Origin of the sequence: Paracoccus sp. (in: a-proteobacteria), assembly GCF_035556475.1 — a bacterium.
Lineage (GTDB): Bacteria > Pseudomonadota > Alphaproteobacteria > Rhodobacterales > Rhodobacteraceae > Paracoccus.
Genome location: NZ_DATMFA010000074.1, coordinates 89195 through 110725 on the forward strand (window position 1 = coordinate 89195; position 21531 = coordinate 110725).

A 21531-nucleotide genomic window follows, 5' to 3' on the forward strand; every position below is an offset into this window, starting at 1 on the left:
CCCCGAGGGTATTTCCGAAACGGTGAAGGATCACTCGGCCTTGGCGTGCTTGGCGAGCCATTCCTCCATCAGGGCGATCTCGGCTTCCTGCGCGCTGATGACCTCTTCGGCCAGCTTGCGCACTTCGGGATCCTTGCCGTGCTCCAGCACGACCTTGGCCATGTCGATCGCGCCCTGATGATGCGGGATCATGCCGCGCATGAAATCGACATCGGCGTCGCCGGTATATTCGATGGTCATGTCGCCATGCATCTTCTCCATCGCGGCCATATAGGCTGCGGTCGAGGGCGAGGCATCGGGGGCGGTATGGTCCATCGTGGCATGTGCCGAATGGTCCTGGGCGAAGGCGGGCATGGCCAGAACGCCGGCCAGTGTCAGGGCGATGATCGGATTGCGCATGGGGGACTCCTGCTTTGCTTATCATATCAAGCGCCTGATGGTGCGGATTGGGAAATGACAAAGCTGTCAGCCGGCGGCTTCGTGACATTTCCCCGGTCATGCAACCCGGCGCCCATTCATGCGTTGGGCCGCGCATCCAGCCACGAAGGGAGACTGACCATGATCGTGAACTCCGGATCCGCGAAATGGGAAGGCGGCATCAAGGACGGCAAGGGCCTGATCTCGACCAAGTCGGGCGCGCTGAAGGATCAGCCCTATGGCTTCAACTCGCGTTTCGAAGGCTTGCCCGGCACCAATCCCGAGGAGCTGATCGGCGCAGCCCATGCCGCTTGCTTCAGCATGGCCCTGTCGCTGATCCTGCAGGAAGCGGGCGTCACCGGCGTACGGATCGAGACCAAGTCGGAAATCGGGTTGGCCAAGGACGAGAGCGGCTTCACGATCAAGACCGCGCATCTGACCACCACCGTTCACGGCAATGGCGATCCGGCGCTGATCGAGGAATGCGCGAAGAAGGCCGAGAAGGGCTGCCCGGTCAGCAAGGTGCTGAACGCCGAGGTCACGATGGATGTGACGGTGGCCTGAGGCCGACCGCCATGTAGTCTGGCGCGGAGCCTGCGGCGCCCCTGCTGGCATAGGGGGCGTCAGGCGGTGGCGCAGATGCAGCAGCGGATAGGGGGCGAGCGACCGGTCCTCTCGAAGCCCCGGATGTTCGGAAGAGCCCCGGGCCTTGTTCTGCTTGTTCACATCGACGGCGAGGCCGGGATGCAGGGCCAGCGCGGCAGGGGTAGGCACCCCATGCCATGCCGTTCGGGATTGATGAAAAGGGCCTTAGGATGCGCTTCAAGCAGCCTTTGCGGCGTATCGGTTTCATCCACCGCAGGAAGCAGCCTGACCAAGGGAAGGAAGGATGCAACCTCGCCCTCGATCGCCGCGCGATCTTCGGGCGAGGGATGGCCATGCGTGGCATCGACCGCCCTGCGTCAGATACCCATGAAGCGGGAGATATTCTCGGAGGTCGATTTGCAAAGCTTGAACATGCGCGTTCCTTTCGAAGGAACAGGCATCTGCGCAAACGGATCGCTCCAGCCTCAGACCATCATTTCCTTCGTCGCCGTCAGCTTCAGGTCGGGATGGTCGCGCTGCACGCGGTCGATGTCCCATTGCAGGCGGGTCAGGTAGACGAGATCGCCGTCATGGTCCTGCGCCATGTGGCCCTTGTTCGCATTGGCGAAAGCCTCGACCTTGTCCTTCGGCCCCGCCACCCAGCGTGCGCTGGTGAATTGCGAGGATTCGAAGCGCACGGGCAGGCCGTATTCAATCTCGATCCGGCTGGCCAGCACCTCGAATTGCAGTGCGCCGACCACGCCGACGATGAAGCCCGAGCCGATCATCGGCTTGAAGACCTTGGCAGCACCTTCCTCGGCGAATTGCATCAGGGCCTTTTCCAAATGCTTGGCCTTCATCGGATCGCCCGCGCGCACGGTCTGGAGAAGTTCGGGCGCAAAGCTCGGGATGCCGGTAAAGCGCAGCGTCTCGCCCTCGGTCAGGGCGTCGCCGATGCGAAGCTGGCCGTGGTTCGGGATACCGATGATGTCGCCCGCCCATGCCTCCTCGGCCAGTTCGCGGTCGGCGGCGAGGAAGAGGACCGGGTTCGTGACCGCCATTGGTTTTTTCGAGCGGACATGCAGCAGCTTCATTCCGCGCTCGAAATGGCCCGAGGCGAGGCGGACGAAGGCGACGCGGTCGCGGTGCTTGGGGTCCATGTTGGCCTGAACCTTGAAGACGAAGCCGGTGACCGCCTTCTCCTCCGGCTCGATCTCGCGTTCGGCGGCGTGTTGCGGCTGCGGCTCGGGGCCGAATTCGCCAATGCCGGTCATCAGCTCCTTGACGCCGAAGCTGTTGATGGCCGAGCCGAACCAGATCGGCGTCATGTGCCCCTCGCGGAAGCTCTTGCGGTCGAAGGCGGGCAGCAACTCGCGCGCCATCTCGACCTCCTCGCGCAGCTTGGCGAGCAGGTCGGCGGGAACGTGATCGGCCAGCCTCGGATCGTCGAGACCCGAGATCTGGATCGATTCCGCGACCTTGTTGCGGTCGGCGCGGTCCATGATTTCCAGCCGGTCGTTCAGGAGATCATAGGCGCCGATGAAATCGCGGCCCATGCCGATGGGCCACGAGACGGGCGCCACGTCGATCGCGAGGTTCTCCTGAATCTCGTCGATGATCTCGAACGTGTCGCGGGATTCGCGGTCCATCTTGTTGCAGAAGGTCAGGATCGGCAGGTCGCGCAGCCGGCAGACCTCGAAGAGCTTGCGGGTCTGGCTCTCGACGCCCTTGGCGCCGTCGATGACCATGATCGCCGCATCCACGGCGGTCAGCGTGCGATAGGTGTCCTCGGAGAAGTCGCTGTGGCCGGGCGTGTCGACGAGGTTGAAGCGGTATTCGCCGAACTCGAAGCTCATCGCCGAGGCCGAGACCGAAATGCCGCGGTCCTGCTCCATCTTCATGAAGTCCGAACGCGTGCGCCGCGCCTCGCCCTTGGCGCGGACCTGACCGGCCATCTGGATCGCGCCGCCGAACAGCAGGAACTTTTCGGTCAGCGTGGTCTTGCCGGCGTCGGGATGCGAAATGATCGCAAAGGTCCGGCGGCGGGCGATTTCGGGCGGAAGTTCGGGACGGTTGCTCATGCCCGGCCCTTTACCCTGCCGGGGCGGCGGCCTCAAACGAATTGTTCACGCATCAGCCGCTCCTCCAGCCCGTGGCCGGGATCGAAGAGCAGCCGGTGGCTGATCGAGGTTTCAGAGCGGATCTCGACCCAGAGGACCGAGTCGACGCCACGCGAATCCGCATCGGCCATGACCGGGCGCTTGTCCGGCTCCAGCACGTCGAAGCGTAGGGTGGCGGAATTGGGCAGGATCGCCCCGCGCCAGCGCCGCGGCCGGAAGGCGGCGATCGCCGTCAGTGCCAGCACGTCCGAGCCAAGCGGCAGGATCGGGCCATTGGCCGAATAATTATAGGCGGTGGACCCGGCCGGCGTCGAAAGCAGCGCGCCGTCGCAGACCAGCTCCTCCATCCGCACGCGGCCATTGACCGAGATCCTGAGGCGCGCCGCCTGCGGGCCGGCGCGCAGCAGGCTGACCTCGTTGATGGCCAAGGCGCAATGCTCGTGCCCGTCGGTCGTCCCCGCGGTCATCGCAAGCGGGTTGGTGACGGTTTCCTCGGACTCGGCGATCCGCTCGGGCAAGTCCGCCTCGGAATAGGTGTTCATCAGGAAGCCGACCGTGCCCCGATTCATGCCATAGACCGGCAGACCGCGATTCTGGTGCATCACGTTCAGCATCAGGCCGTCGCCGCCCAAGGCCACGATCACCTCGGCCTCGCGCAGCGGCGCTTGCCCATAGAGTTCCGAGAGCGTTTCGGCCGCCGTCACGGCGGTTTCGGTACCGCTTGAAATGAAATGCATCTTCATGGGCGCGTATCATGGCGTCAGTTCCGCGCGGCGCAAGTCCCTGTCATGCGGCAGGTTCTACCGTACGCCCGTCGCATCCGTCCTAGCGGGCCGCGCCAAATGGGTCTATGAGGCCCGCAAGCCGCTTCATATGAGGACCAGATGACCGACACCGGATTCTTCACCGAGACGCTGGACAGCCGCGATCCCGAAATCTTTGGCGCGATCCGCAAGGAGCTGGGTCGCCAGCGTGACGAGATCGAGCTGATCGCATCCGAGAACATCGTCTCCAAGGCGGTGCTGGAGGCGCAGGGCTCGGTCCTGACCAACAAATATGCCGAAGGTTATCCGGGCAAGCGCTATTACGGCGGCTGCCAATATGTCGACATCGTCGAGGATCTGGCGATCGAGCGGGCGAAGAAGCTGTTCGATTGCGGCTTCGCGAACGTCCAGCCGAACTCGGGCAGCCAGATGAACCAGGCGGTGTTTCTGGCGCTGCTGCAACCGGGCGACACGTTCATGGGCCTCGACCTGAACTCGGGCGGGCACCTGACGCATGGCTCGCCGGTCAACATGTCCGGGAAATGGTTCAATGTCGTCAGCTATGGCGTCAGGAAACAGGACCAGCTTCTGGACATGGAAGCGATCCGCGCCTCGGCGCTGGAGCATAAGCCCAAGCTGATCGTCGCGGGCGGCACCGCTTACAGCCGCGTCTGGGACTGGGCCGAATTCCGCAAGATCGCGGATGAGGTCGGGGCCTATCTGATGGTCGACATGGCCCATATCGCGGGCCTCGTCGCTGGCGGCCAACACCCCTCGCCGCTGCCCCATGCCCATGTCGTGACCACCACCACCCACAAATCCCTGCGCGGTCCGCGTGGCGGGATGGTGCTGACCAACGACGCCGATATCGCGAAGAAGATCAACTCGGCGGTGTTCCCCGGCCTGCAGGGCGGCCCGCTGATGCATGTGATCGCCGCCAAGGCCGTCGCCTTCGGCGAGGCGCTGCGCCCCGACTTCAAGGATTACGCCGCGCAAGTCGTCAAGAACGCACAGGCCATGGCCGACGAACTGATGAAGGGCGGCATCGACATCGTCTCGGGCGGGACCGACAACCACCTCTGCCTCGCCGACCTGCGCCCGAAAGGCGTGACCGGCAAGGCGACCGAGGCGGCGCTGGGTCGCGCGCATATCACCTGCAACAAGAACGGCGTGCCCTTCGACCCCGAGAAGCCCTTCGTGACCTCGGGCATCCGCCTTGGCGCGCCGGCAGGCACCACGCGCGGCTTCGGCGAGGAGGAGTTCCGCCAGATCGCCCGCTGGATCGTCGAGGTCGTCGACGGCCTCGCCGCCAATGGCGAGGAAGGCAATGCCGAGGTCGAGGCCAAGGTCAAGGCCGAGGTCGAGGCGCTTTGCGCACGCTTCCCGCTTTATAACGGGATGTAAGAACCTACGGGCGCGGGCTCAGACGAGCCCGCGTTCCTTCATGATCCACAGCGCGATCGCAGCAAGGATCAACAGCCCCATAAGCAGGCTCGCCGCACTGCCGAGCATTCCGCCCCGCAGCCGCGCGCCCTGCCCGAGCGGGCGCAGATAGCCCGTCAGCGCCTTATGGGCATGGTCGATTGCGGCAAGGTCGAGTTGCCTTGCCAGCCGCGGCTGACAGGCCACGCGGTCCGCTTCGGCCAGACGCCGCGCCTCGCGTCGCAGCCGTCGCGGCAGCGCCCTGCCCCGCCGCTTCAGCATATGTTCCAGATCGGCATGATGCCCGCGCCGCAGGCCGCCAAAACGCATGGCCATCAGGCTTGCGACCTCGTCCGCCATTGGCCGGATGTTTCCGATATCCATTGTCTTGTCCCTCGCCGAACCAGGCTAACCCCTCTGGCACCTTTTCGCCAGCTTCGCTAGGCTCCGCCGCATGATGCTTAACGTGACCGTGACCGGAGAGGATTCGTCGCAGCCGCCCGTGCTTCTGGCACATGGGCTGTTCGGATCGGGCAAGAACCTTGGCGGATTGGCGCGGCGTCTGGCCGAGACGCGGCGCGTCGTTTCGGTCGACATGCGCAATCATGGCGACAGTTTCCACGATCCCGACCACAGCTATGCCGCCCTTGCCGGCGACCTCGCAGAGGTGATCGGGGCCGAGGGCGGACGCGCCGATGTCGTCGGTCATTCGATGGGCGGCAAGTCCGCGATGATGCTGGCGCTGACCCAGCCCGCGCTGGTGCGCAAGCTGGTGGTGCTGGACATCGCCCCCTATGCCTATTCCCACAGCCAGACCGGGCTGATCGACGCGATGGAAGCCGTCGATCTTGACGGGCTCAAGCTGCGCTCGGCCGCGGATCGCCTTCTGGCCGAACATGTGGCCGAACCGGGGGTGCGCGCCTTCCTGCTGCAATCGCTCGACCTGAAATCCGATCCGCCGCGCTGGAAATTCAACCTGCCCGCGCTGCGCGACCAGATGCCGCTGCTGGTCGGCTGGCCCAAGGACGCGCGCCCCGGCGGTTTCGACGGCCCGGCCCTGTTCCTCGCCGGCGCGGAATCCGACTATTGCAGCCCGGCGGCGGTCGAGGCGATCCGCAGGTATTTCCCCCAGGCACAGGTTCGCTTCTTCGCGGGGGCCGGCCACTGGCTGCACGCGGATCGCCCTGCCGAGACGGCCGAGGCCGTGGCGGATTTCCTCGGCTGATCTCTCAGCAATCCAGCCCGATCCGCGCCTCGCCCGTATCGCCGGGGATGCGGGTTCTGAGGCTGAAGGGAATCGCGCCGCAGCCGCTCGCCCGCTCCGCCGCTTCGACCATCATCGCGGGCAGGCGGTCGCGGGTCTTGCGCGAGGCATAGCCAAGGCGGATCACCTCAGCCTCGTTCTCCTTGACGAAGACGGCGAAATCCATGTCCCCGACACGAATGTCCTGCCGCGCGACACTGAAATACCCCGGCGCGGGCGACGCGCAGGCCCAGAGAAGCAGCGGAAGGATCAAGGCGGATCTCATCCTCAGGATCCTGCCCCGGCATCGGTTAACGGCTTGCTAACAGCGCGGGAACCTGTCTCTAATCCGCCAGTTCGTTGATAAAAACATGCCTGCGGGAGCCCTGCCATGCGCCGACTGATGAAGCTGACCCCTGTTCTTGCCCTGATCGCCCTCGCCGCATGCGAGACGGTGCAGGGCGCCGGACGGGACATGCAGGCCGCCGGGCAGGCCGTGACCCGCGAAAGCCAGAAAGTCCAGACAAGCGGCATGTAATCACCCTCGCGGGCGCAGGTGACACTGCCCGCAGATGAGAGAGTTTCCGCCGATTTTCGCCAGAAAGCGCCGACTCGCGCTTCCGTGAGCGGCATGGCGGCCGGAATTGCTTTAGATTTCCCGGAAAAACGAGCAGTCACGGAAGGATAAGAACATGGGACAGTATCTGCGCCTCGCCCCGCTTCTCGGGTTCATGGCCCTCGGCGCGTGCGAGACGGTGCAGGGAGCGGGACGCGACATGCAGACGGCCGGCGCCATGCTGACCGATCAGGCAGCCACCAGCCAGACCCAGATGGGCTATGCGCCGACAGCGACCCCGACCGATCCCTATGCCGCACCGGTGGTAACGCCGCAGCCTTACTGAGGCTTTCCACCGATACACGGGAATGGGGCGGCGGAGCTTTCCGCACCGCCCCTGTCGGGCTTCGCCTATCCTGACCGGCCCGACGGCAAGACGCCGGACATCCAAGCGTAGCGAGCCGGAAAATAGCGTGACAGAGGAAGGCCGAGCCCCCCGCCTCAATGGCAGTGGACGGAGCCTGCGCTGTTGTCCATGTGGCAGCATTTGCCCGGCGGCGATGACTTGCGGCAACCGCCGCCATGTGCGTCGGCGGTGCTGGCCAGCGAAAAGACGGCCAGCGAAAGAGCAGCAGCTAAAATTCGCATGGTTAACCTGAGATAAGGAAATTCGTTAACCTTGGTTAACAAAGTTCCCCGGCACCGCGAACATGTCGTTTGGGACAGGCCGGCGCAGGAAATGGTGGGACTGGACCCCACCCAAATCCTTGCGCGACAGCCCTACCCCTCACCCATCCATCTTCAACGCCTGGATGAACGCCGTCTGCGGGATCTCGACCTTGCCGAACTGGCGCATCTTCTTTTTGCCGGCCTTCTGCTTCTCCAGCAGCTTCTTTTTCCGGGTCGCGTCGCCGCCATAGCATTTCGCGGTCACGTCCTTGCGCATGGCGGACAGCGTCTCGCGTGCGATGACGCGGCTGCCGATGGCGGCTTGGATCGGGATCTTGAACATGTGGCGCGGGATCAGCTCCTTCAGCTTCTCGACCATGACCCGGCCGCGGCTTTCGGCACGGTCACGATGGACCATGATCGAGAGCGCATCGACCGGCTCGTCATTCACCAGGATCGACATCTTGACCAGGAAATCCTCGCGATATTCGCTGATCTGGTAGTCGAAGCTGGCATAGCCCTTGGTCACGGATTTCAGGCGGTCGTAGAAGTCGAAGACCACCTCGGCCAGCGGCAGGTCATAGACCACCATCGCCCGGTTCCCGGCATAGGTCAGGTCCATCTGGATGCCGCGCCGGTCCTGGCAGAGCTTCAGCACGTCGCCCAGATATTCGTCCGGCACCATGATCGTGGCCTTGATGCGCGGCTCCTCGATATGGTCCACGTAGGTCAGATCGGGCATGTCGGCGGGGTTGTGCAGGTCGCGCACCTCTCCGTCCTTCATGTGCAACTTGAACACGACCGAGGGCGCCGTGGTGATCAGGTCGAGGTCGTATTCACGCTCCAGCCGGTCGCGGACCACCTCGAGATGCAGAAGACCAAGGAAGCCGCAGCGGAAGCCGAAGCCAAGGGCGGCCGAGGTCTCCATCTCGTAGCTGAAGGAGGCGTCGTTCAGCGCCAGCTTCTCGATCGCGTCGCGCAGCGCCTCGAAATCATTGGCATCGACCGGGAAGAGGCCGCAGAACACCACCGGTTGCGCCGGCTTGAAGCCCGGCAGGGGCGTGTCGGTGCCCTTCTTCTCATGCGTGATGGTGTCGCCGACGCGGGTGTCGCGCACCTGCTTGATCGAGGCGGTCAGCACGCCGATCTCGCCCGGTCCCAGTTCCGCGATGTCGATCATGGCGGGCTTCAGCACCGCCAGCTTGTCGATGCCATAGATCGCGCCGGTCTGCATCATGCGGATGCGGTCGCCCTTGCGGACCACGCCATCCATGACGCGGATCATGACGACGACGCCCAGATAGGCGTCATACCATGAATCGACCAGCATCGCCTTCAAGGGCGCATTGCGGTCGCCCTTGGGGGCAGGCAGGCGGGTGACAATGGCTTCCAGCACATCGGGGATGCCGAGGCCGGTCTTGGCCGAGATCTCGACCGCGTCATGGGCGTCGATGCCGATCACGTCCTCGATGTTTTCCTTGACCCGCTCGGGCTCGGCCGCGGGCAGGTCGATCTTGTTCAGCACCGGCACGATCTCATGCCCGGCGTCGATCGCCTGATAGACGTTCGCCAGCGTCTGCGCCTCGACCCCCTGGGAGGCGTCGACGACCAGCAGCGACCCCTCGACCGCGCGCATCGAGCGGCTGACCTCATAGGCGAAATCGACATGGCCGGGCGTGTCGATCAGGTTCAACACATAGGTGCGCCCGTCCTTGGCAGGATATTCGATGCGCACGGTGTTGGCCTTGATGGTGATGCCACGCTCGCGCTCGATATCCATGCTGTCCAGAAGCTGGGCCTTCATGTCGCGTTCGGCGACCGTGCCCGTCATCTGGATCAGCCGATCGGCCAAGGTGGATTTGCCGTGGTCGATATGGGCCACGATCGAAAAATTGCGGATGAGGTCAAGGTCGGTCATGGCCGGGCTATACTGGGGAATTGCGTTTGCGGAAAGGGGGATCGCGACGGTCCTAGCCGCGAAGTGGCGCGCATCCAGCGGCACGCAGCGCGCGGCGGCGCTGCAGCGCCTCGCGCCACATGGCATAAGAGCCCGAACCGACGATGATCGCGGCGCCCGTCAGGGTGATCGCATCGGGACGTTCGCCGAAGACGATCACGGCCAGAGTCAGGGCAAAGACCAGCCGGGCATAGCGGAAGGGGGCCAGCGCCGCCGCCTCGCCCAGACGGGTCGCGATGACGAGAAGGGCGTAGCCCGCGACGCCGACCGTCATGCAGGCAAGGAAAAGCAAGGCGTGGCGAGGGGTCGGGACGACGAATTCCTGACCCAGCACGACCCCCATGGCGATCGAGCCGATCAGGATTGCGAGGAAGGCCGAGGCCGCCAGTTGCAGCGAATGGACATGGGACGGGATGCGCCGCGTGACCAGATCCCGCGCGGCCAGCCCGATCACCGCGATCAGCGCCATCAGCGAGGCGGGCTGAAAATCCGAAAGGCCCGGACGCAGCACCAGCAGCACGCCCACGAACCCCGCGCCAATCGCCGTCCAGCGCCGCCAGCCGACCGGCTCGCCCAGAAACAGCGCCGCGCCCAGCACGATCGCCAGCGGCAGCGCCTGCATGATCGCTGCGGTCGAGGAAAGATCGGTCAGGGCCAGCGCCACGACGATCCCGATCGAGCCGACGATCTCGGCCAGGTTGCGCACCACGACCGAAGGGCGCAGCAACTCGCGCGTCCAGAAATGCCCGCCCTGCAGCTTGAGCATCAGCCAGAAGGACAGCCAGCCCAGAAGGCCGACCATGGCCAGAACCTCGGCAAAGGGCAGTTCGACGGTCAGCAGCTTGATGAACATGTCTTCGGCGGCGAAAAGCACCATCGAGACAAGCATCAGCATCGCCGCACGAAAATTCTCGCCGCCCATCGGACCGGACCTCTATATCGGGAGTTCAGCCCTCGCCATATGCTGCAAGTGACGGCCGGTCCAGATGGAAAGCAGCCGGCGCGCGCTTTGGTATGGAAGCGGGCCGCCTGCATCGCCTTTATGCCACGAAAGGTGGGTCGCGGGCCATGCCGGGGGCCATTCCGGCGACCCTCGGCAGGAAACCGCCCTCGGGGTGATTCGCCCAGCAAATGCCGGTCGGATGCGCGGGAAAAGGCACATCTTGCGCGGTGCGCGCGCGGCGCTGCCAGCTATGGTCTCTCGCCCGCGTGATTGAGCGGGGGTGCGGATTCTGCTACCTTGGCGGCCATAACACGCGGCCTCGTGAGGGTGTCCAGCCCCGCCGCATGGCTGAAGCCGAGGAGACAGTAATGCTGAACCGCCTGATCATCGCCGCGGCCGCGGTCGTATTGACGACACCGCTTGCCGTTGCCGGCCCCATCGATTCCGCCTGCATCCGATCCGAGCGCAAGGCCCGCAGCGGCGCGCTTTGCGGCTGCATCCAGCAGGTCGCCGACATGACGCTGTCGCGCTCTGACCAGCGCCGCGCCGCCCGCTTCTTCAAGGATGCCGAGGAAGCCCAGGCCGTGCGCATGTCGAAAACCGACGCGGACAACGCCTTCTGGAACCGCTACAAGAACTTCGCCGCCACGGCCGAGGCCTATTGCGCCAACTGAGCCCGTCATGCGCATCACCGTCCTGACCGGAGCCGGAATCTCGGCCGAAAGCGGCATCAGGACCTTTCGCGCCACCGACGGCCTGTGGGAGGAACACCGGATCGAGGACGTGGCGACGCCCGAGGGGTTCCGCCGTGACCCGGTGCTGGTCCATCGCTTCTACAACATGCGCCGCGCCGATGCCGCGCGCGCCCAGCCCAATGCCGCCCATCGCGCGCTTGCGCGGCTGGCGAAGCATCACGACGTCACGCTGATCACCCAGAATGTCGATGACCTGCACGAGCGCGGCGGCTCGCCCGAGGTGATCCACATGCATGGCAGCCTGCTCGGCGCGCTTTGCGCCGCCTGCGGCCGGCGCTTTCCGGCGACACTGGTGATGCGCTCGATCGACCCCTGCCCCGGCTGCGGCAAGCCCGCGATGCGGCCCGACATCGTCTGGTTCGGCGAGATCCCCTATCACATGGAGCAGATCTGGGCGGCGGTCGAGGAGGCCGAGATCTTCGCCGCCATCGGAACCTCGGGGCAGGTCTATCCCGCCGCCGGACTGGCGCAGCAGGCCCATCGCGCCGGCGCCCTGACGGTCGAGCTGAACCTCGAGGCATCGGCCGTCAGCCGCGATTTCGACCAGCACCGGACCGGACCGGCAACCGTTGTCGTGCCGGCATGGGTCGCCGAGCTTTGCCCGCCCGAGGGCGCTTGACCAATCCGGCCGTCTGGGCCACCTCTTTGCCTCCCAAGGAGGCCGCAATGACCCAGACCATCCTCGCCAATGCCCGGTTGATCCTGCCCGATCAGGTGGTCACCGGCGCAATCGTGATCGACGAGGGCAGGATCGCCGAGATCCTGCCGGGCGAGGCGGTGCCCGCAGGCGCCCTCGACATGGGCGGCGACTTCCTCGCGCCCGGCATGGTCGAGCTTCATACCGACAATCTCGAACGCCACATGCGCCCGCGCCCCGGCGTCGACTGGCCCCATGCCGCGGCGATCATCGCCCATGATGCGGAACTGGCGGGATGCGGCATCACCACCGTGTTCGACGCCATGCGCGTCGGCTCGGTCGTGAGCGACGGCCCGGATCAGGACTACGAGAAATATGCCCGCGAACTCGCGCATGAGCTGATCGACCTGCGCCGGAATGGCGCTTTGCGCATCAGCCACCTGCTGCATCTGCGCGCCGAGGTCTGCTCGGAAACCCTGATCGCCGAGCTTGACGAGTTCGGCCCCGGCGACCGCGTCGGCATCATCAGCCTGATGGACCACACGCCGGGCCAGCGCCAGTTCCGCGACCTCTCGAAGCTCGCGCAATATGTGCAGGGCCGCTACAAGCTGTCGGATGCCGAATTCGCCGAGCATGTCGCCCGGATGAAGGCGCTACGCGACCGCTATGGCGACGCGCATGAGGCGGCGGCGGTCGAGGTCGCGCATCGTCTGGGCGCGGTGCTGGCCAGCCATGACGACACCACCGCCGAACATGTCGCCCGTTCTGCCGGGCATGGCGTGCGTCTGGCCGAATTTCCGACCACGCCCGAGGCCGCGCGGGCCTGCCACGAACACGGCATCATGGTGATGATGGGTGCGCCGAACCTGATCCGGGGCGGATCGCATTCCGGCAATGTCTCGGCCGCCGAGCTGGCGCGGGCGGGGCTTCTCGACATCCTCTCCTCGGACTATGTGCCCTCGGGCCTGATCGGCGGGGCGATGATCCTCGCGGAAATCTGGGACGACCTGCCGCGTGCAATCGCGACGGTCACGGCAAACCCGGCGAGGGCCGCCGGGCTTTTCGATCGCGGCATCCTCGCCCCCGGCCTCCGCGCGGACCTGATGCGCTTCCGCCTGATCGGCGGCAATCCGGTGATTGGCGAGACCTGGGTGGGCGGCAGGCGGGTATAGTCCCCTCCGCCCCTTCCCGGTCAGCCCATAAGCCGGGTCTTGACCTGCGGACCCGCCGCGGCGAAATCCATCTGGCCCGCGTGGCGGCTGCGCAATTCGGCCATCACCGCGCCCATGTCGCGGATCGAGGTGGCGCCAAGATCGCTGATCGCCTTGTCGATGGCGGCCTGCGTCTCCTCCGCCGACAGTTGACGCGGCAGATAGGCCTGGATCACCTTGATTTCGTCCTGCTCGCGCTCGGCAAGCTCAAGCCGGCCACCTTCCTCATAGGCTTTCGCGGATTCCTGGCGCTGCTTGACCATCTTCGACAGGATTGCGGTCAGCTCCGCATCGCCAAGGCCGGACTCGTCGCCCAACTCTCCGCGCAAGGCGATTTCGCGGTCCTTGATCGCGGCCGAGATCAGCCGCAGCGTCGAAAGGCGGGCCGTCTCCTTGGCCTTCATCGCCTCCTTGGTGTCGGCGCTGATACGTTCGCGCAATCCCATGTGATCCTCGCTCTGGTGGTTTGTCGGCGCTTGTCCTAAGCTTCGCATCCGGCGTCAACCCGTGGCCATGCGTCACGGTTCCACGAGGTCGCGGGACCGTTTCCAGCCTTGACGGCAACAGGCGCTGCCCATAGGTTCCCGCCGATTTACCCGGAGAGATGACGATGGCCCAGAAACCGACCGCATGTCTTGCGCTTGCAGACGGCACCGTATTCTACGGACAGGGCTTCGGCGCGACCGGCGAAGTTGTTGCCGAACTGGTCTTCAACACGGCCATGACCGGCTATCAGGAGATCATGACTGATCCCTCCTATGCAAGCCAGATCGTCACCTTCACCTTCCCGCATGTCGGCAATACCGGCGTGACCGAGCAGGATGACGAGGCGCCCGATCCGGTCGCCTCGGGCATCGTGGTGAAATGGGATCCGACCGAGCCGTCGAACTGGCGCGCCACCAGCGATCTGGTCGGCTGGATGGAGCGCCGTGGCCGCATCGGCGTCGGCGGCATCGACACCCGCCGCCTGACCCGCGCCATCCGCCAGCAGGGCTCGCCCCATGTCGTGCTGCGCCACGACCCGGAAGGCAATTTTGACATCGCCCAGATGGTCGCCAGGGCGCGCGACTGGAAGGGTCTCGTCGGCCTCGACCTCGCCAAGGTGGTGAGCTGCCGGCAAAGCTATCGCTGGGACGAGGGCCTCTGGGCCTGGCCGGGCGAGTTCGGCAGGTCCGAGGAGCAGAAGCCCTTCCGCGTCGTCGCGCTGGATTACGGCGCCAAGCGCAACATCCTTCGCTCGCTTGCCAGCAGCGGTGCCGAAGTGATCGTCCTGCCCGCCACCGCCACCGCCGACGAGGTGCTGGCGCATGATCCCGAAGGCGTGTTCCTCTCGAACGGCCCGGGCGACCCGGCCGCGACCGGTGCCTATGCCGTGCCGATGATCCAGACCCTGCTGGAAAAGGATCTGCCGATCTTTGGCATCTGCCTTGGCCACCAGATGCTGGCGCTGGCGCTTGGCGCCAAGACGGTGAAGATGGGCCACGGCCATCACGGCGCGAACCATCCCGTGCGCGACAAGGAGACCGGCAAGGTCGAGATCACCTCGATGAACCACGGTTTCGCGGTCGATGCGCAGACCCTGCCCGAGGGCGTGATCGAAACCCATGTCAGCCTGTTCGACGGCTCGAATTGCGGCCTGCGCATGACCGACCGCCCGGTCTTCTCGGTGCAATATCACCCCGAGGCCAGCCCCGGCCCGCAGGACAGCGCCTATCTGTTCGACCGCTTCACCGAGGCGATGCGCGCGCGCCGCGCCTGATCCGCAAGGGGCGCCGGTTAATCTCTCCTTAACTTCTCTCATGCGAGAGAGGGCCAAAGGAAGGGATTCGCGCATGACCGGCAGCCCAGTGCTCAGCATCTTCCGACGGGACCATCCGAAGGGTGGCGCGGCATCCGCGCCGCCGAAAGCGCGGGTGATCGAGGATCGCGACCTGCGGCCTCTGGGCCAGATCCTGCTTGAGGATGGTGCAGTCGAATCGCGCGACCTGCTGCGCGCTGTCGCGATGCGTAAGCGCCAGGACGCCCGCCTTGGTGAAATCCTGCTGGCTCAGGGCTGGGTGACCGAGGAGGCGCTGACCCGCGCCCTCTCCCGGCAATGGCGCAGTTCCGTCATCGACCTCGCGAAACTTGCCCCCGACCCGCGCCTGATCGACGCGCTCGGCCCGGCGCTTTGCCTTGCCGAGGGGATCGTGCCCTGGCGGCGCGTCGGCGGCGTCACCTATGTCGCAACTGCGCGCCCTGACCTGTTTAACGCTTTGCGCCCGCGCTTCCCGGCCGGGTTCGGCACGGTCAGGATGCTGCTTTGCTCGGAAAACGCGGCGCGGGAGGCGATCCTCGGCACGCGCCGCACCGCCCTCATCCGCGAGGCGGAAACCCGCGTCCCCGCCGGCGAAAGCTGCCGCACCCGGAACGAGGTCAGGGTCGGGCGCATCGCCATCGCGCTTGCCTGCCTCGCCGCGATGGGCCTCATGCTGGCACCCATCCCGGTGATCGCTTTGCTGACCGGCTGGGCGGTCCTGACGCTTTTCGCCTCGATGATCCTGAAGCTGATCTCCTTCGCGGCGATCCTGCGCCAACGATCCGGCGACCGCGTGCTGGAACGGGCGGTCGCCTCCGGCCGCCTCGCCCGGCGCGAGATGGCGGGGCCACTGCCCGTGATCTCGGTCATGGTGCCGCTTTTCGCCGAGGCCGACATTGCCGACCGGCTGGTCGGGCGGCTCGGGCGGCTCGACTATCCGCGCGAACTCATGGACATCCTGATCGTGGTCGAGGAAAGCGACCGGCTGACCCTCGCCGCGCTCGAGGATGCCGAACTGCCGCGCTGGATGCGCGTCGTGAAGGTGCCTGACGGCCCGGTCCGCACCAAGCCCCGCGCCCTGAACTATGCGCTGAGCTTCTGCCGCGGCTCGATCATCGGGGTCTGGGACGCCGAGGACCGGCCCGAGCCTGACCAGCTCCACAAGGTCGCGCGGGGCTTTCACTTTGCCGCGCCCGAGGTCGCCTGCCTTCAGGGCGTGCTCGATTACTACAATCCGCGCAGCAATTGGCTCGCCCGCGCCTTCACCATCGAATATGCCGCATGGTTCCGCGGCACCCTTGCCGGTGCGGCGGCGCTGAATCTGGTCGTGCCGCTGGGCGGGACCACGCTGTTCTTCCGCCGCGACATCCTCGAAAAGGTCGGGGGCTGGGATGCCTGGAACGTGACCGAGGATGCCGATCTGGGCCTCCGGCTGGTGCGGCGCGGCTACCGGACCGAGATGCTCGACACCGTCACGCATGAGGAAGCGAATTGCCGCCTTCTGCCCTGGGTCAAGCAACGCTCGCGCTGGCTCAAGGGCTTTGCGATGACCTGGGGCGTGCACATGCGCGATCCCCGCGCGCTCTGGAACGACCTCGGGCCGCGCCGCTTCCTCGCCCTGCAGGTCCAGCTTGCGGCCTCGGTCTCGCAATATCTGCTGGCCCCGGTGCTCTGGAGCTTCTGGTTGCTGAGCCTCGGCCTGCCCCATCCCATGCGCGACCTGCTCGATGGGCGGCTGGGTGGCTATGCGCTGCCGGCGCTGATCGGGCTTTTCGTGGTCTCCGAGCTCCTCAACATGGCGGTCGCCGCCTGGGCGGTCAGGGGCACGGCCCATCGCCATCTGCTGGCATGGGTGCCGACCATGCATCTCTATTTTCCTCTGGGATGCCTCGCCGGCTGGAAGGCGGTCTACGAGATCGTGTGCCGCCCCTTCTATTGGGACAAGACCCAGCACGGGTTTTTCGATCCCGCGAGCGAGGAGGTCGGGGAACCCGCCCCAACCACGGCCTTGCTGCCCATCCGTGGCGAGGCGGCGGAGCGCATGACCGGCACGCCTGTCGCGCGGCCGGCGCGGATCCTGCCGCTGGTGGGCGAGGTCGGTTAGCCCGCCTTGAGGCGCAGCCTTCAGGCCGGCGCGGGCTGGTCGGCCAGCGCCGCGTCGATGATGTCCCGCGCCGCCGCGATCGTGGCGGCGAGGCGCGCGGAAAGCTCGTCAAGGGACTGGACTCCGGTTTCCCGCAGCAGGAAGGCTTGCCCGCCCTTGCCGATATTCTCCATGTCGAGCGGCCTTTCGGTCAGCAGCCGCCCGGAGCATTGCAGGCTCCAGAGGAACCTGCGCGCCGAAGCCAGCGTCTCGCCCTCGCCCTTCGGGATCAGCCCGGCGCGGATGCCCGCGCGGATCTGCGCGGCTGGCGCACGACCCGGCGCCCCCGCTCTCAGCGCAAAGGACTGGGCCAGCAATTCGATATCCTGCAACCTGCCGCGGCCGATCTTCGCCTCCCATGCGCCATCGGGGGCCTTGGCGGCAAAGATGCGAGCGCGCATTTCGGCAAGGTCGGGCATGACGCGCGGATCGCCGCCGCGGGCTTTCAGCACCTCGACCCGCAGCGCCTCGACCTCCTCGGCCAGCATTCCGCCCTCGGTTCCGCAATGGCCGATCACCCGCGCCCGGGTCAGGGCGAGATGCTCCCAGGTCCAGGCCTCCTCCATCTGATAGGCCCGGAAGGACTGCACCGAGGTCGCGACCGGCCCCTGCCGCCCCGAGGGCCGCAGGCGCATGTCGACCTCATAAAGCCTGCCGGCGGAGGTCGGCGCCGAAAGCGCCGTGATCATCGCCTGCGTCAGCCGTGCGTAATAGGCCCGAGGCGCCAGAGGCTTCGGCCCCTCGGAGCTTTCCACTCCGTCGGCGTCATAAATGACGATCAGGTCCAGATCCGAGGCGGCGTTGAGTTGCCTCGCCCCCAGCGACCCCATGCCCAGAACGACTGCACCCCGGCCCGGAGGCGGACCGTGGCGGCGCGCGAACTCGGCCGTGACGACAGGGAAAAGCGCGGCGACGGCGGCGTCGGCGATGTCGGCATATTGCCCGCCCGCCTCCTCGGCCCCGATCAGGGCGCGCAGGTGATGGACGCCGGTGCGAAACTGCCATTCATGCGCCCAGCGGCGCGCGTCATCCAGCGCCCCCTCATAGCTGCCATCCGGGGCGGCGAGAGTCTGCGCGATCGATTCGTCAAGCTGCGCGCGCAGCTCATTGACCCCCGGCCATGCGGCGAAGAAGCTGCCGGCCAGCACCCCGTCCAGAACCTCGGCATGGCGCGCCAGATAGGCGGCAAGGCCGGGCGCGGTGCCGCAGATATCGACGATCAGGTCGATCAGCTGCGGGTTGGCCTCGAAGAGCGAGAAAAGCTGCACCCCTGCCGGTAACCCCGCAAGGAAGGCGTCGAAGCGGGAAAGCGCCTCCTCGGCATGGGCGGCGACGCTCAACCGGGCCAGCAATTCGGGTTCGATCCGGGCAAAGATCTGGCGCGCGCGCTGGGATCGCAGCGCGGGATAGGCCCGCCAGCGCTCGATCATCGCCAGCGCCTGCGGGGAAAGCTGCGGCATCTCGCGCTTTTCGGCCGGGGTGAAGAAGCTTGCGGTCAGCGCCTCGACCCGCTCAAGGCGACCTTCAAGGCGGGCGGACCAGATAGCGGGATCGGCCTCGCCCATCATCAGCGCGATATTCGCGATCCCTTCGGCCGAAGCCGGGACCAGATGGGTCTGCGCGTCGTTCACCATCTGGATGCGGTGCTCGATCTCGCGATGCTCGCGGTAATGCTCGGTCAGCTCGGCGGCGACCTCGGGGGGGATCCAGCCCTTTTCGGCCAGACGGGCCAGACCCTCGACCGTGCCGCGCACGCGCAGGTCAGGGTCGCGCCCGCCGGCGATCAGCTGGCGGGTCTGGGTGAAGAACTCGATCTCGCGAATGCCGCCCTGCCCCAGCTTCATGTTATGCCCGGGCACCCCGATCCGGCCATGCAGCCCTTTGTGATCACGAATCCGGCGGCGCATGTCGTCGGTGTCCTGGATCGTCGCGAAATCCAGATGCCGGCGCCAGACGAAGGGCCGCAACTCACGCAGGAACCGCTCTCCGACCTCCAGATTGCCGCCGCAGGGCCGCGCCTTGATATAGGCGCCGCGCTCCCATGTCCGGCCCTCGGCCTCGTAATAGGCAAGCGCCGTCGAGACCGAGATGCAGACCGGCGTTACCGCCGCATCGGGACGCAGCCGCAGGTCGGTGCGAAAGACATAGCCTTGATCGGTATTGTCCGAAATGGTCGCCGCCGCCTTCCGGGTCGCGCGGATCAGCGCGGCGCGCGCCTCGAACTGGTCGTCGGGCGCATAGGCTGCATCGTCGTAAAGCACGATCAGGTCGATATCCGAGGAATAGTTCAGCTCTCCCGCGCCCATCTTGCCCATGGCGAGCGCGGTGATCCCGCCGGCATCGCTAGCAGTCGCGGGCAGCTTGCCGCGCGCAACCTCCTGCGCGACATGGGCGCGCAGGGCGAGGTCGGTCGCCCGGTCGGCAAGGTCGGTCAGGGTTCCGGTCACGCGCTCCAGCGGCCAGACACCGCCCAGATCAGCCAATGCGGTCCATAATGCGACGCGCCGCTTGGCCCCGCGCAGGGCCGGACCCAGCGCCTCGGGCGAGAGCGTCTCCCACCCGGCGGTCTCATGCGCGACAAGGTCGCGGTCCGGCGCCGCGGGATCCGAAAGCGTGGCGGCAAGCCAGTCCGCCTCGCGCTCGATCAGACCGGCGAGATAGGGGCTGCAACCCGCCGTCCCGCGGATCAGGTCGTCGACCTTGGGGGAAATCGGGCCCAGCCTTTGCAGGGCGGCCTCCCCCCTCGCCATGTCGGCTGGAATCGGAAGGCGGGTGATGCGTGCGGCGAATGTCATTTGCAAAACCTATCCGGCGGTTCGGCAAGGTCAATCGTGACAGGCGCGAGATTGCGACCCTGCGGCACGGTTTCCGTGCTTGGCCTTGGCGGCAACTGTTGCTAGGCTTTGCTCCACCGCAATTCAGAGTAAATCCGATTGGTCGCCCATTGCCGATGCGCGCATCTTTGATCAGGCTCCGACAGTTCCATCCTCATGGCAGCGTCGGCCCGGCTGAGGCGGGGCGCGATTGATGCGGCATACCGTCCCCCACGCGCCGCAGTTCTACGTCACCGCCCCCCAGCCCTGCCCCTATCTGCATGGCCGGGCCGAGCGCAAGCTGTTCACCGCGCTGGCCGGAGATTCGGCCAACGAGTTGAACAATGCCCTGTCGCGTCAGGGTTTCCGGCGGTCGCAGAACGTCCTTTACCGACCTAGCTGCGAAAGCTGCGTGGCCTGCATGTCCGCGCGCATCCGCGTGGCCGACTTCCAGCCCTCGCGCTCGCAACGCCGGGTGCAGCGCCGGAACGAGGGCATAAGGCGCCTCGCAACCAGCGCATGGGCGACCGAGGAGCAGTTCGAGCTGTTCCGCCGCTATCTGGACATGCGCCACGCCGATGGCGGCATGGCCGACATGGACATCTTCGAATTCGCCGCGATGATCGAGGAAACGCCCGTGCGCACGCGGGTCGTCGAATATCGCCTGACCGAGCCGGGCGCCTCGCCCTCGCAGGATGACCGGCTGGTCGCGGTCTGTCTGACCGATGTTCTGGATGACGGGCTGAGCCTCGTCTACAGCTTCTACGACCCGCGCTTCGAGGCGGCGAGCCTCGGCACCTATATCATCCTCGATCATGTCGAACTGGCGCGCGGCGCGCGGCTGCCCTTCATCTATCTCGGTTACTGGGTGCCCGGCAGCCGCAAGATGGAATACAAGGCCAAGTTCTCGGCGCTCGAGATCTACAAGGGCGGGGTCTGGCAGTCGATCGGCGATCCCCAGCAGCATAATTCCGACATCCACCCGCTTTCGGTGGATCCGATCGTCGAGCAGGTCGCTCGGATCACCCTGCCCCACCGACCCCGATAATTTCTCTAAAATTCCAAAAATTGAAATAAAATTACAATAATTGGCAAATCATGGTCACTTTATTGGATAATCGGCATTGACCCTGCCGGGCTAGGCCCATAGTTTCCGGCGGCGCGGCGCCGGAGGAGTCCCAAGACAGGGCGAGGCGTCAGAGGTCAACCAAGGAGAATGGGTATGTCCCGAAGCATGACGGGTGCAAGAATGGTTATCGAAGCTCTGCGCGATCAGGGCGTCGACACCGTATTCGGCTATCCGGGCGGCGCGGTACTTCCCATTTACGACGAGATTTTCCAGCAAAACGACATCAAGCATGTCCTCGTCCGGCATGAGCAGGGCGCGGTCCACATGGCCGAGGGCTATGCGCGATCGACCGGCAAGCCCGGCGTCGTTCTGGTCACTTCCGGCCCCGGCGCGACCAATGCCGTCACGCCGCTGCAGGACGCGCTGATG

21 protein-coding genes are annotated in these 21531 nt (G+C 66.0%); 12 read left to right on the forward strand and 9 right to left on the reverse strand.

Annotation, left to right across the window (positions count from 1 at the left end; translation table 11 throughout):
• Nucleotides 1–30: 30 nt before the first annotated feature.
• A complete protein-coding gene (copM, locus tag VNQ78_RS09705) occupies nucleotides 31–399 on the reverse strand; it encodes a CopM family metallochaperone (protein ID WP_325689102.1) in 369 nt (122 codons plus the stop codon).
• Between the two features lie 159 nt (nucleotides 400–558).
• Between copM and VNQ78_RS09710 the strand changes: the two genes are divergently transcribed.
• A complete protein-coding gene (locus VNQ78_RS09710; RefSeq protein ID WP_325689104.1) occupies nucleotides 559–981 on the forward strand; it encodes an OsmC family protein in 423 nt (140 codons plus the stop codon).
• A gap of 506 nt (nucleotides 982–1487) precedes the next feature.
• Here the strand turns inward: VNQ78_RS09710 and VNQ78_RS09715 are convergent.
• Entirely contained in the window at nucleotides 1488–3083 is a 1596-nt protein-coding gene (locus VNQ78_RS09715) for a peptide chain release factor 3 (protein WP_325689106.1), read from the reverse strand.
• Between the two features lie 32 nt (nucleotides 3084–3115).
• Nucleotides 3116–3865: an NAD kinase gene (locus tag VNQ78_RS09720; protein ID WP_325689108.1), complete on the reverse strand. Its 750-nt coding sequence runs from the start codon at nucleotides 3863–3865 to the stop codon at nucleotides 3116–3118.
• Nucleotides 3866–4006: 141 nt separating this feature from the next.
• Between VNQ78_RS09720 and glyA the strand changes: the two genes are divergently transcribed.
• Entirely contained in the window at nucleotides 4007–5290 is a 1284-nt protein-coding gene (gene glyA / locus VNQ78_RS09725) for a serine hydroxymethyltransferase (RefSeq protein WP_325689110.1), read from the forward strand.
• Nucleotides 5291–5308: 18 nt separating this feature from the next.
• Here the strand turns inward: glyA and VNQ78_RS09730 are convergent, their stop codons facing one another.
• Complete coding sequence (locus tag VNQ78_RS09730; RefSeq protein WP_325689112.1) at nucleotides 5309–5692, reverse strand: hypothetical protein; 384 nt, start codon at nucleotides 5690–5692, stop codon at nucleotides 5309–5311.
• Nucleotides 5693–5762: 70 nt separating this feature from the next.
• Here VNQ78_RS09730 and VNQ78_RS09735 point away from each other — a divergent pair, with 70 nt between their 5' ends.
• Nucleotides 5763–6533, forward strand: coding sequence for an alpha/beta fold hydrolase (locus VNQ78_RS09735; RefSeq protein WP_325689114.1), 771 nt, complete (start codon nucleotides 5763–5765; stop codon nucleotides 6531–6533).
• A gap of 4 nt (nucleotides 6534–6537) precedes the next feature.
• Here the strand turns inward: VNQ78_RS09735 and VNQ78_RS09740 are convergent, their stop codons facing one another.
• Nucleotides 6538–6837, reverse strand: coding sequence for a hypothetical protein (locus tag VNQ78_RS09740; protein ID WP_325689116.1), 300 nt, complete (start codon nucleotides 6835–6837; stop codon nucleotides 6538–6540).
• 105 nt (nucleotides 6838–6942) lie between these two features.
• Between VNQ78_RS09740 and VNQ78_RS09745 the strand changes: the two genes are divergently transcribed.
• Nucleotides 6943–7089: an entericidin A/B family lipoprotein gene (locus tag VNQ78_RS09745; RefSeq protein ID WP_325689118.1), complete on the forward strand. Its 147-nt coding sequence runs from the start codon at nucleotides 6943–6945 to the stop codon at nucleotides 7087–7089.
• Nucleotides 7090–7243: 154 nt separating this feature from the next.
• On the forward strand, nucleotides 7244–7453 hold the full coding sequence (locus tag VNQ78_RS09750; protein ID WP_325689120.1) for a hypothetical protein: 210 nt from the start codon (nucleotides 7244–7246) through the stop codon (nucleotides 7451–7453).
• A 441-nt stretch (nucleotides 7454–7894) separates the two neighbouring features.
• On the opposite strand, the gene lepA is transcribed toward VNQ78_RS09750, so the two are convergent.
• The gene (gene lepA / locus VNQ78_RS09755) at nucleotides 7895–9694 is read right to left on the reverse strand and encodes a translation elongation factor 4 (RefSeq protein WP_325689122.1); all 1800 of its coding nucleotides are present in this window, start codon (nucleotides 9692–9694) and stop codon (nucleotides 7895–7897) included.
• Between the two features lie 52 nt (nucleotides 9695–9746).
• The gene (locus VNQ78_RS09760) at nucleotides 9747–10655 is read right to left on the reverse strand and encodes a DMT family transporter (RefSeq protein WP_325689124.1); all 909 of its coding nucleotides are present in this window, start codon (nucleotides 10653–10655) and stop codon (nucleotides 9747–9749) included.
• 389 nt (nucleotides 10656–11044) lie between these two features.
• Between VNQ78_RS09760 and VNQ78_RS09765 the strand changes: the two genes are divergently transcribed.
• The 3 genes from VNQ78_RS09765 to VNQ78_RS09775 are packed head-to-tail and all read left to right on the forward strand — an operon-like array spanning nucleotide 11045 to nucleotide 13240.
• The gene (locus VNQ78_RS09765; protein ID WP_325689126.1) at nucleotides 11045–11350 is read left to right on the forward strand and encodes a hypothetical protein; all 306 of its coding nucleotides are present in this window, start codon (nucleotides 11045–11047) and stop codon (nucleotides 11348–11350) included.
• Between the two features lie 7 nt (nucleotides 11351–11357).
• On the forward strand, nucleotides 11358–12050 hold the full coding sequence (locus VNQ78_RS09770; protein WP_325689128.1) for an NAD-dependent deacylase: 693 nt from the start codon (nucleotides 11358–11360) through the stop codon (nucleotides 12048–12050).
• 47 nt (nucleotides 12051–12097) lie between these two features.
• Nucleotides 12098–13240: an alpha-D-ribose 1-methylphosphonate 5-triphosphate diphosphatase gene (locus tag VNQ78_RS09775; protein ID WP_325689130.1), complete on the forward strand. Its 1143-nt coding sequence runs from the start codon at nucleotides 12098–12100 to the stop codon at nucleotides 13238–13240.
• A gap of 20 nt (nucleotides 13241–13260) precedes the next feature.
• Here the strand turns inward: VNQ78_RS09775 and VNQ78_RS09780 are convergent, their stop codons facing one another.
• Nucleotides 13261–13725, reverse strand: a complete 465-nt coding sequence (locus tag VNQ78_RS09780) for a GatB/YqeY domain-containing protein (protein WP_325689132.1) — start codon at nucleotides 13723–13725, stop codon at nucleotides 13261–13263.
• Nucleotides 13726–13889: 164 nt separating this feature from the next.
• On the opposite strand from VNQ78_RS09780, the gene carA reads away from it, so the two are divergent.
• Together carA and VNQ78_RS09790 are read left to right on the forward strand one after the other, a co-directional pair.
• Nucleotides 13890–15038: a glutamine-hydrolyzing carbamoyl-phosphate synthase small subunit gene (carA, locus tag VNQ78_RS09785; protein ID WP_325689135.1), complete on the forward strand. Its 1149-nt coding sequence runs from the start codon at nucleotides 13890–13892 to the stop codon at nucleotides 15036–15038.
• A 73-nt stretch (nucleotides 15039–15111) separates the two neighbouring features.
• A complete protein-coding gene (locus tag VNQ78_RS09790; protein WP_325689137.1) occupies nucleotides 15112–17181 on the forward strand; it encodes a glycosyltransferase family 2 protein in 2070 nt (689 codons plus the stop codon).
• Nucleotides 17182–17201: 20 nt separating this feature from the next.
• Here the strand turns inward: VNQ78_RS09790 and VNQ78_RS09795 are convergent, their stop codons facing one another.
• On the reverse strand, nucleotides 17202–20015 hold the full coding sequence (locus VNQ78_RS09795; protein WP_325689139.1) for a glutamine-synthetase adenylyltransferase: 2814 nt from the start codon (nucleotides 20013–20015) through the stop codon (nucleotides 17202–17204).
• A gap of 232 nt (nucleotides 20016–20247) precedes the next feature.
• Here VNQ78_RS09795 and VNQ78_RS09800 point away from each other — a divergent pair, with 232 nt between their 5' ends.
• Nucleotides 20248–21081, forward strand: coding sequence for an arginyltransferase (locus tag VNQ78_RS09800; RefSeq protein WP_325689141.1), 834 nt, complete (start codon nucleotides 20248–20250; stop codon nucleotides 21079–21081).
• Nucleotides 21082–21255: 174 nt separating this feature from the next.
• A partial coding sequence (locus tag VNQ78_RS09805) for a thiamine pyrophosphate-binding protein (RefSeq protein WP_325689143.1) occupies nucleotides 21256–21531 on the forward strand: 276 nt, incomplete at its 3' end.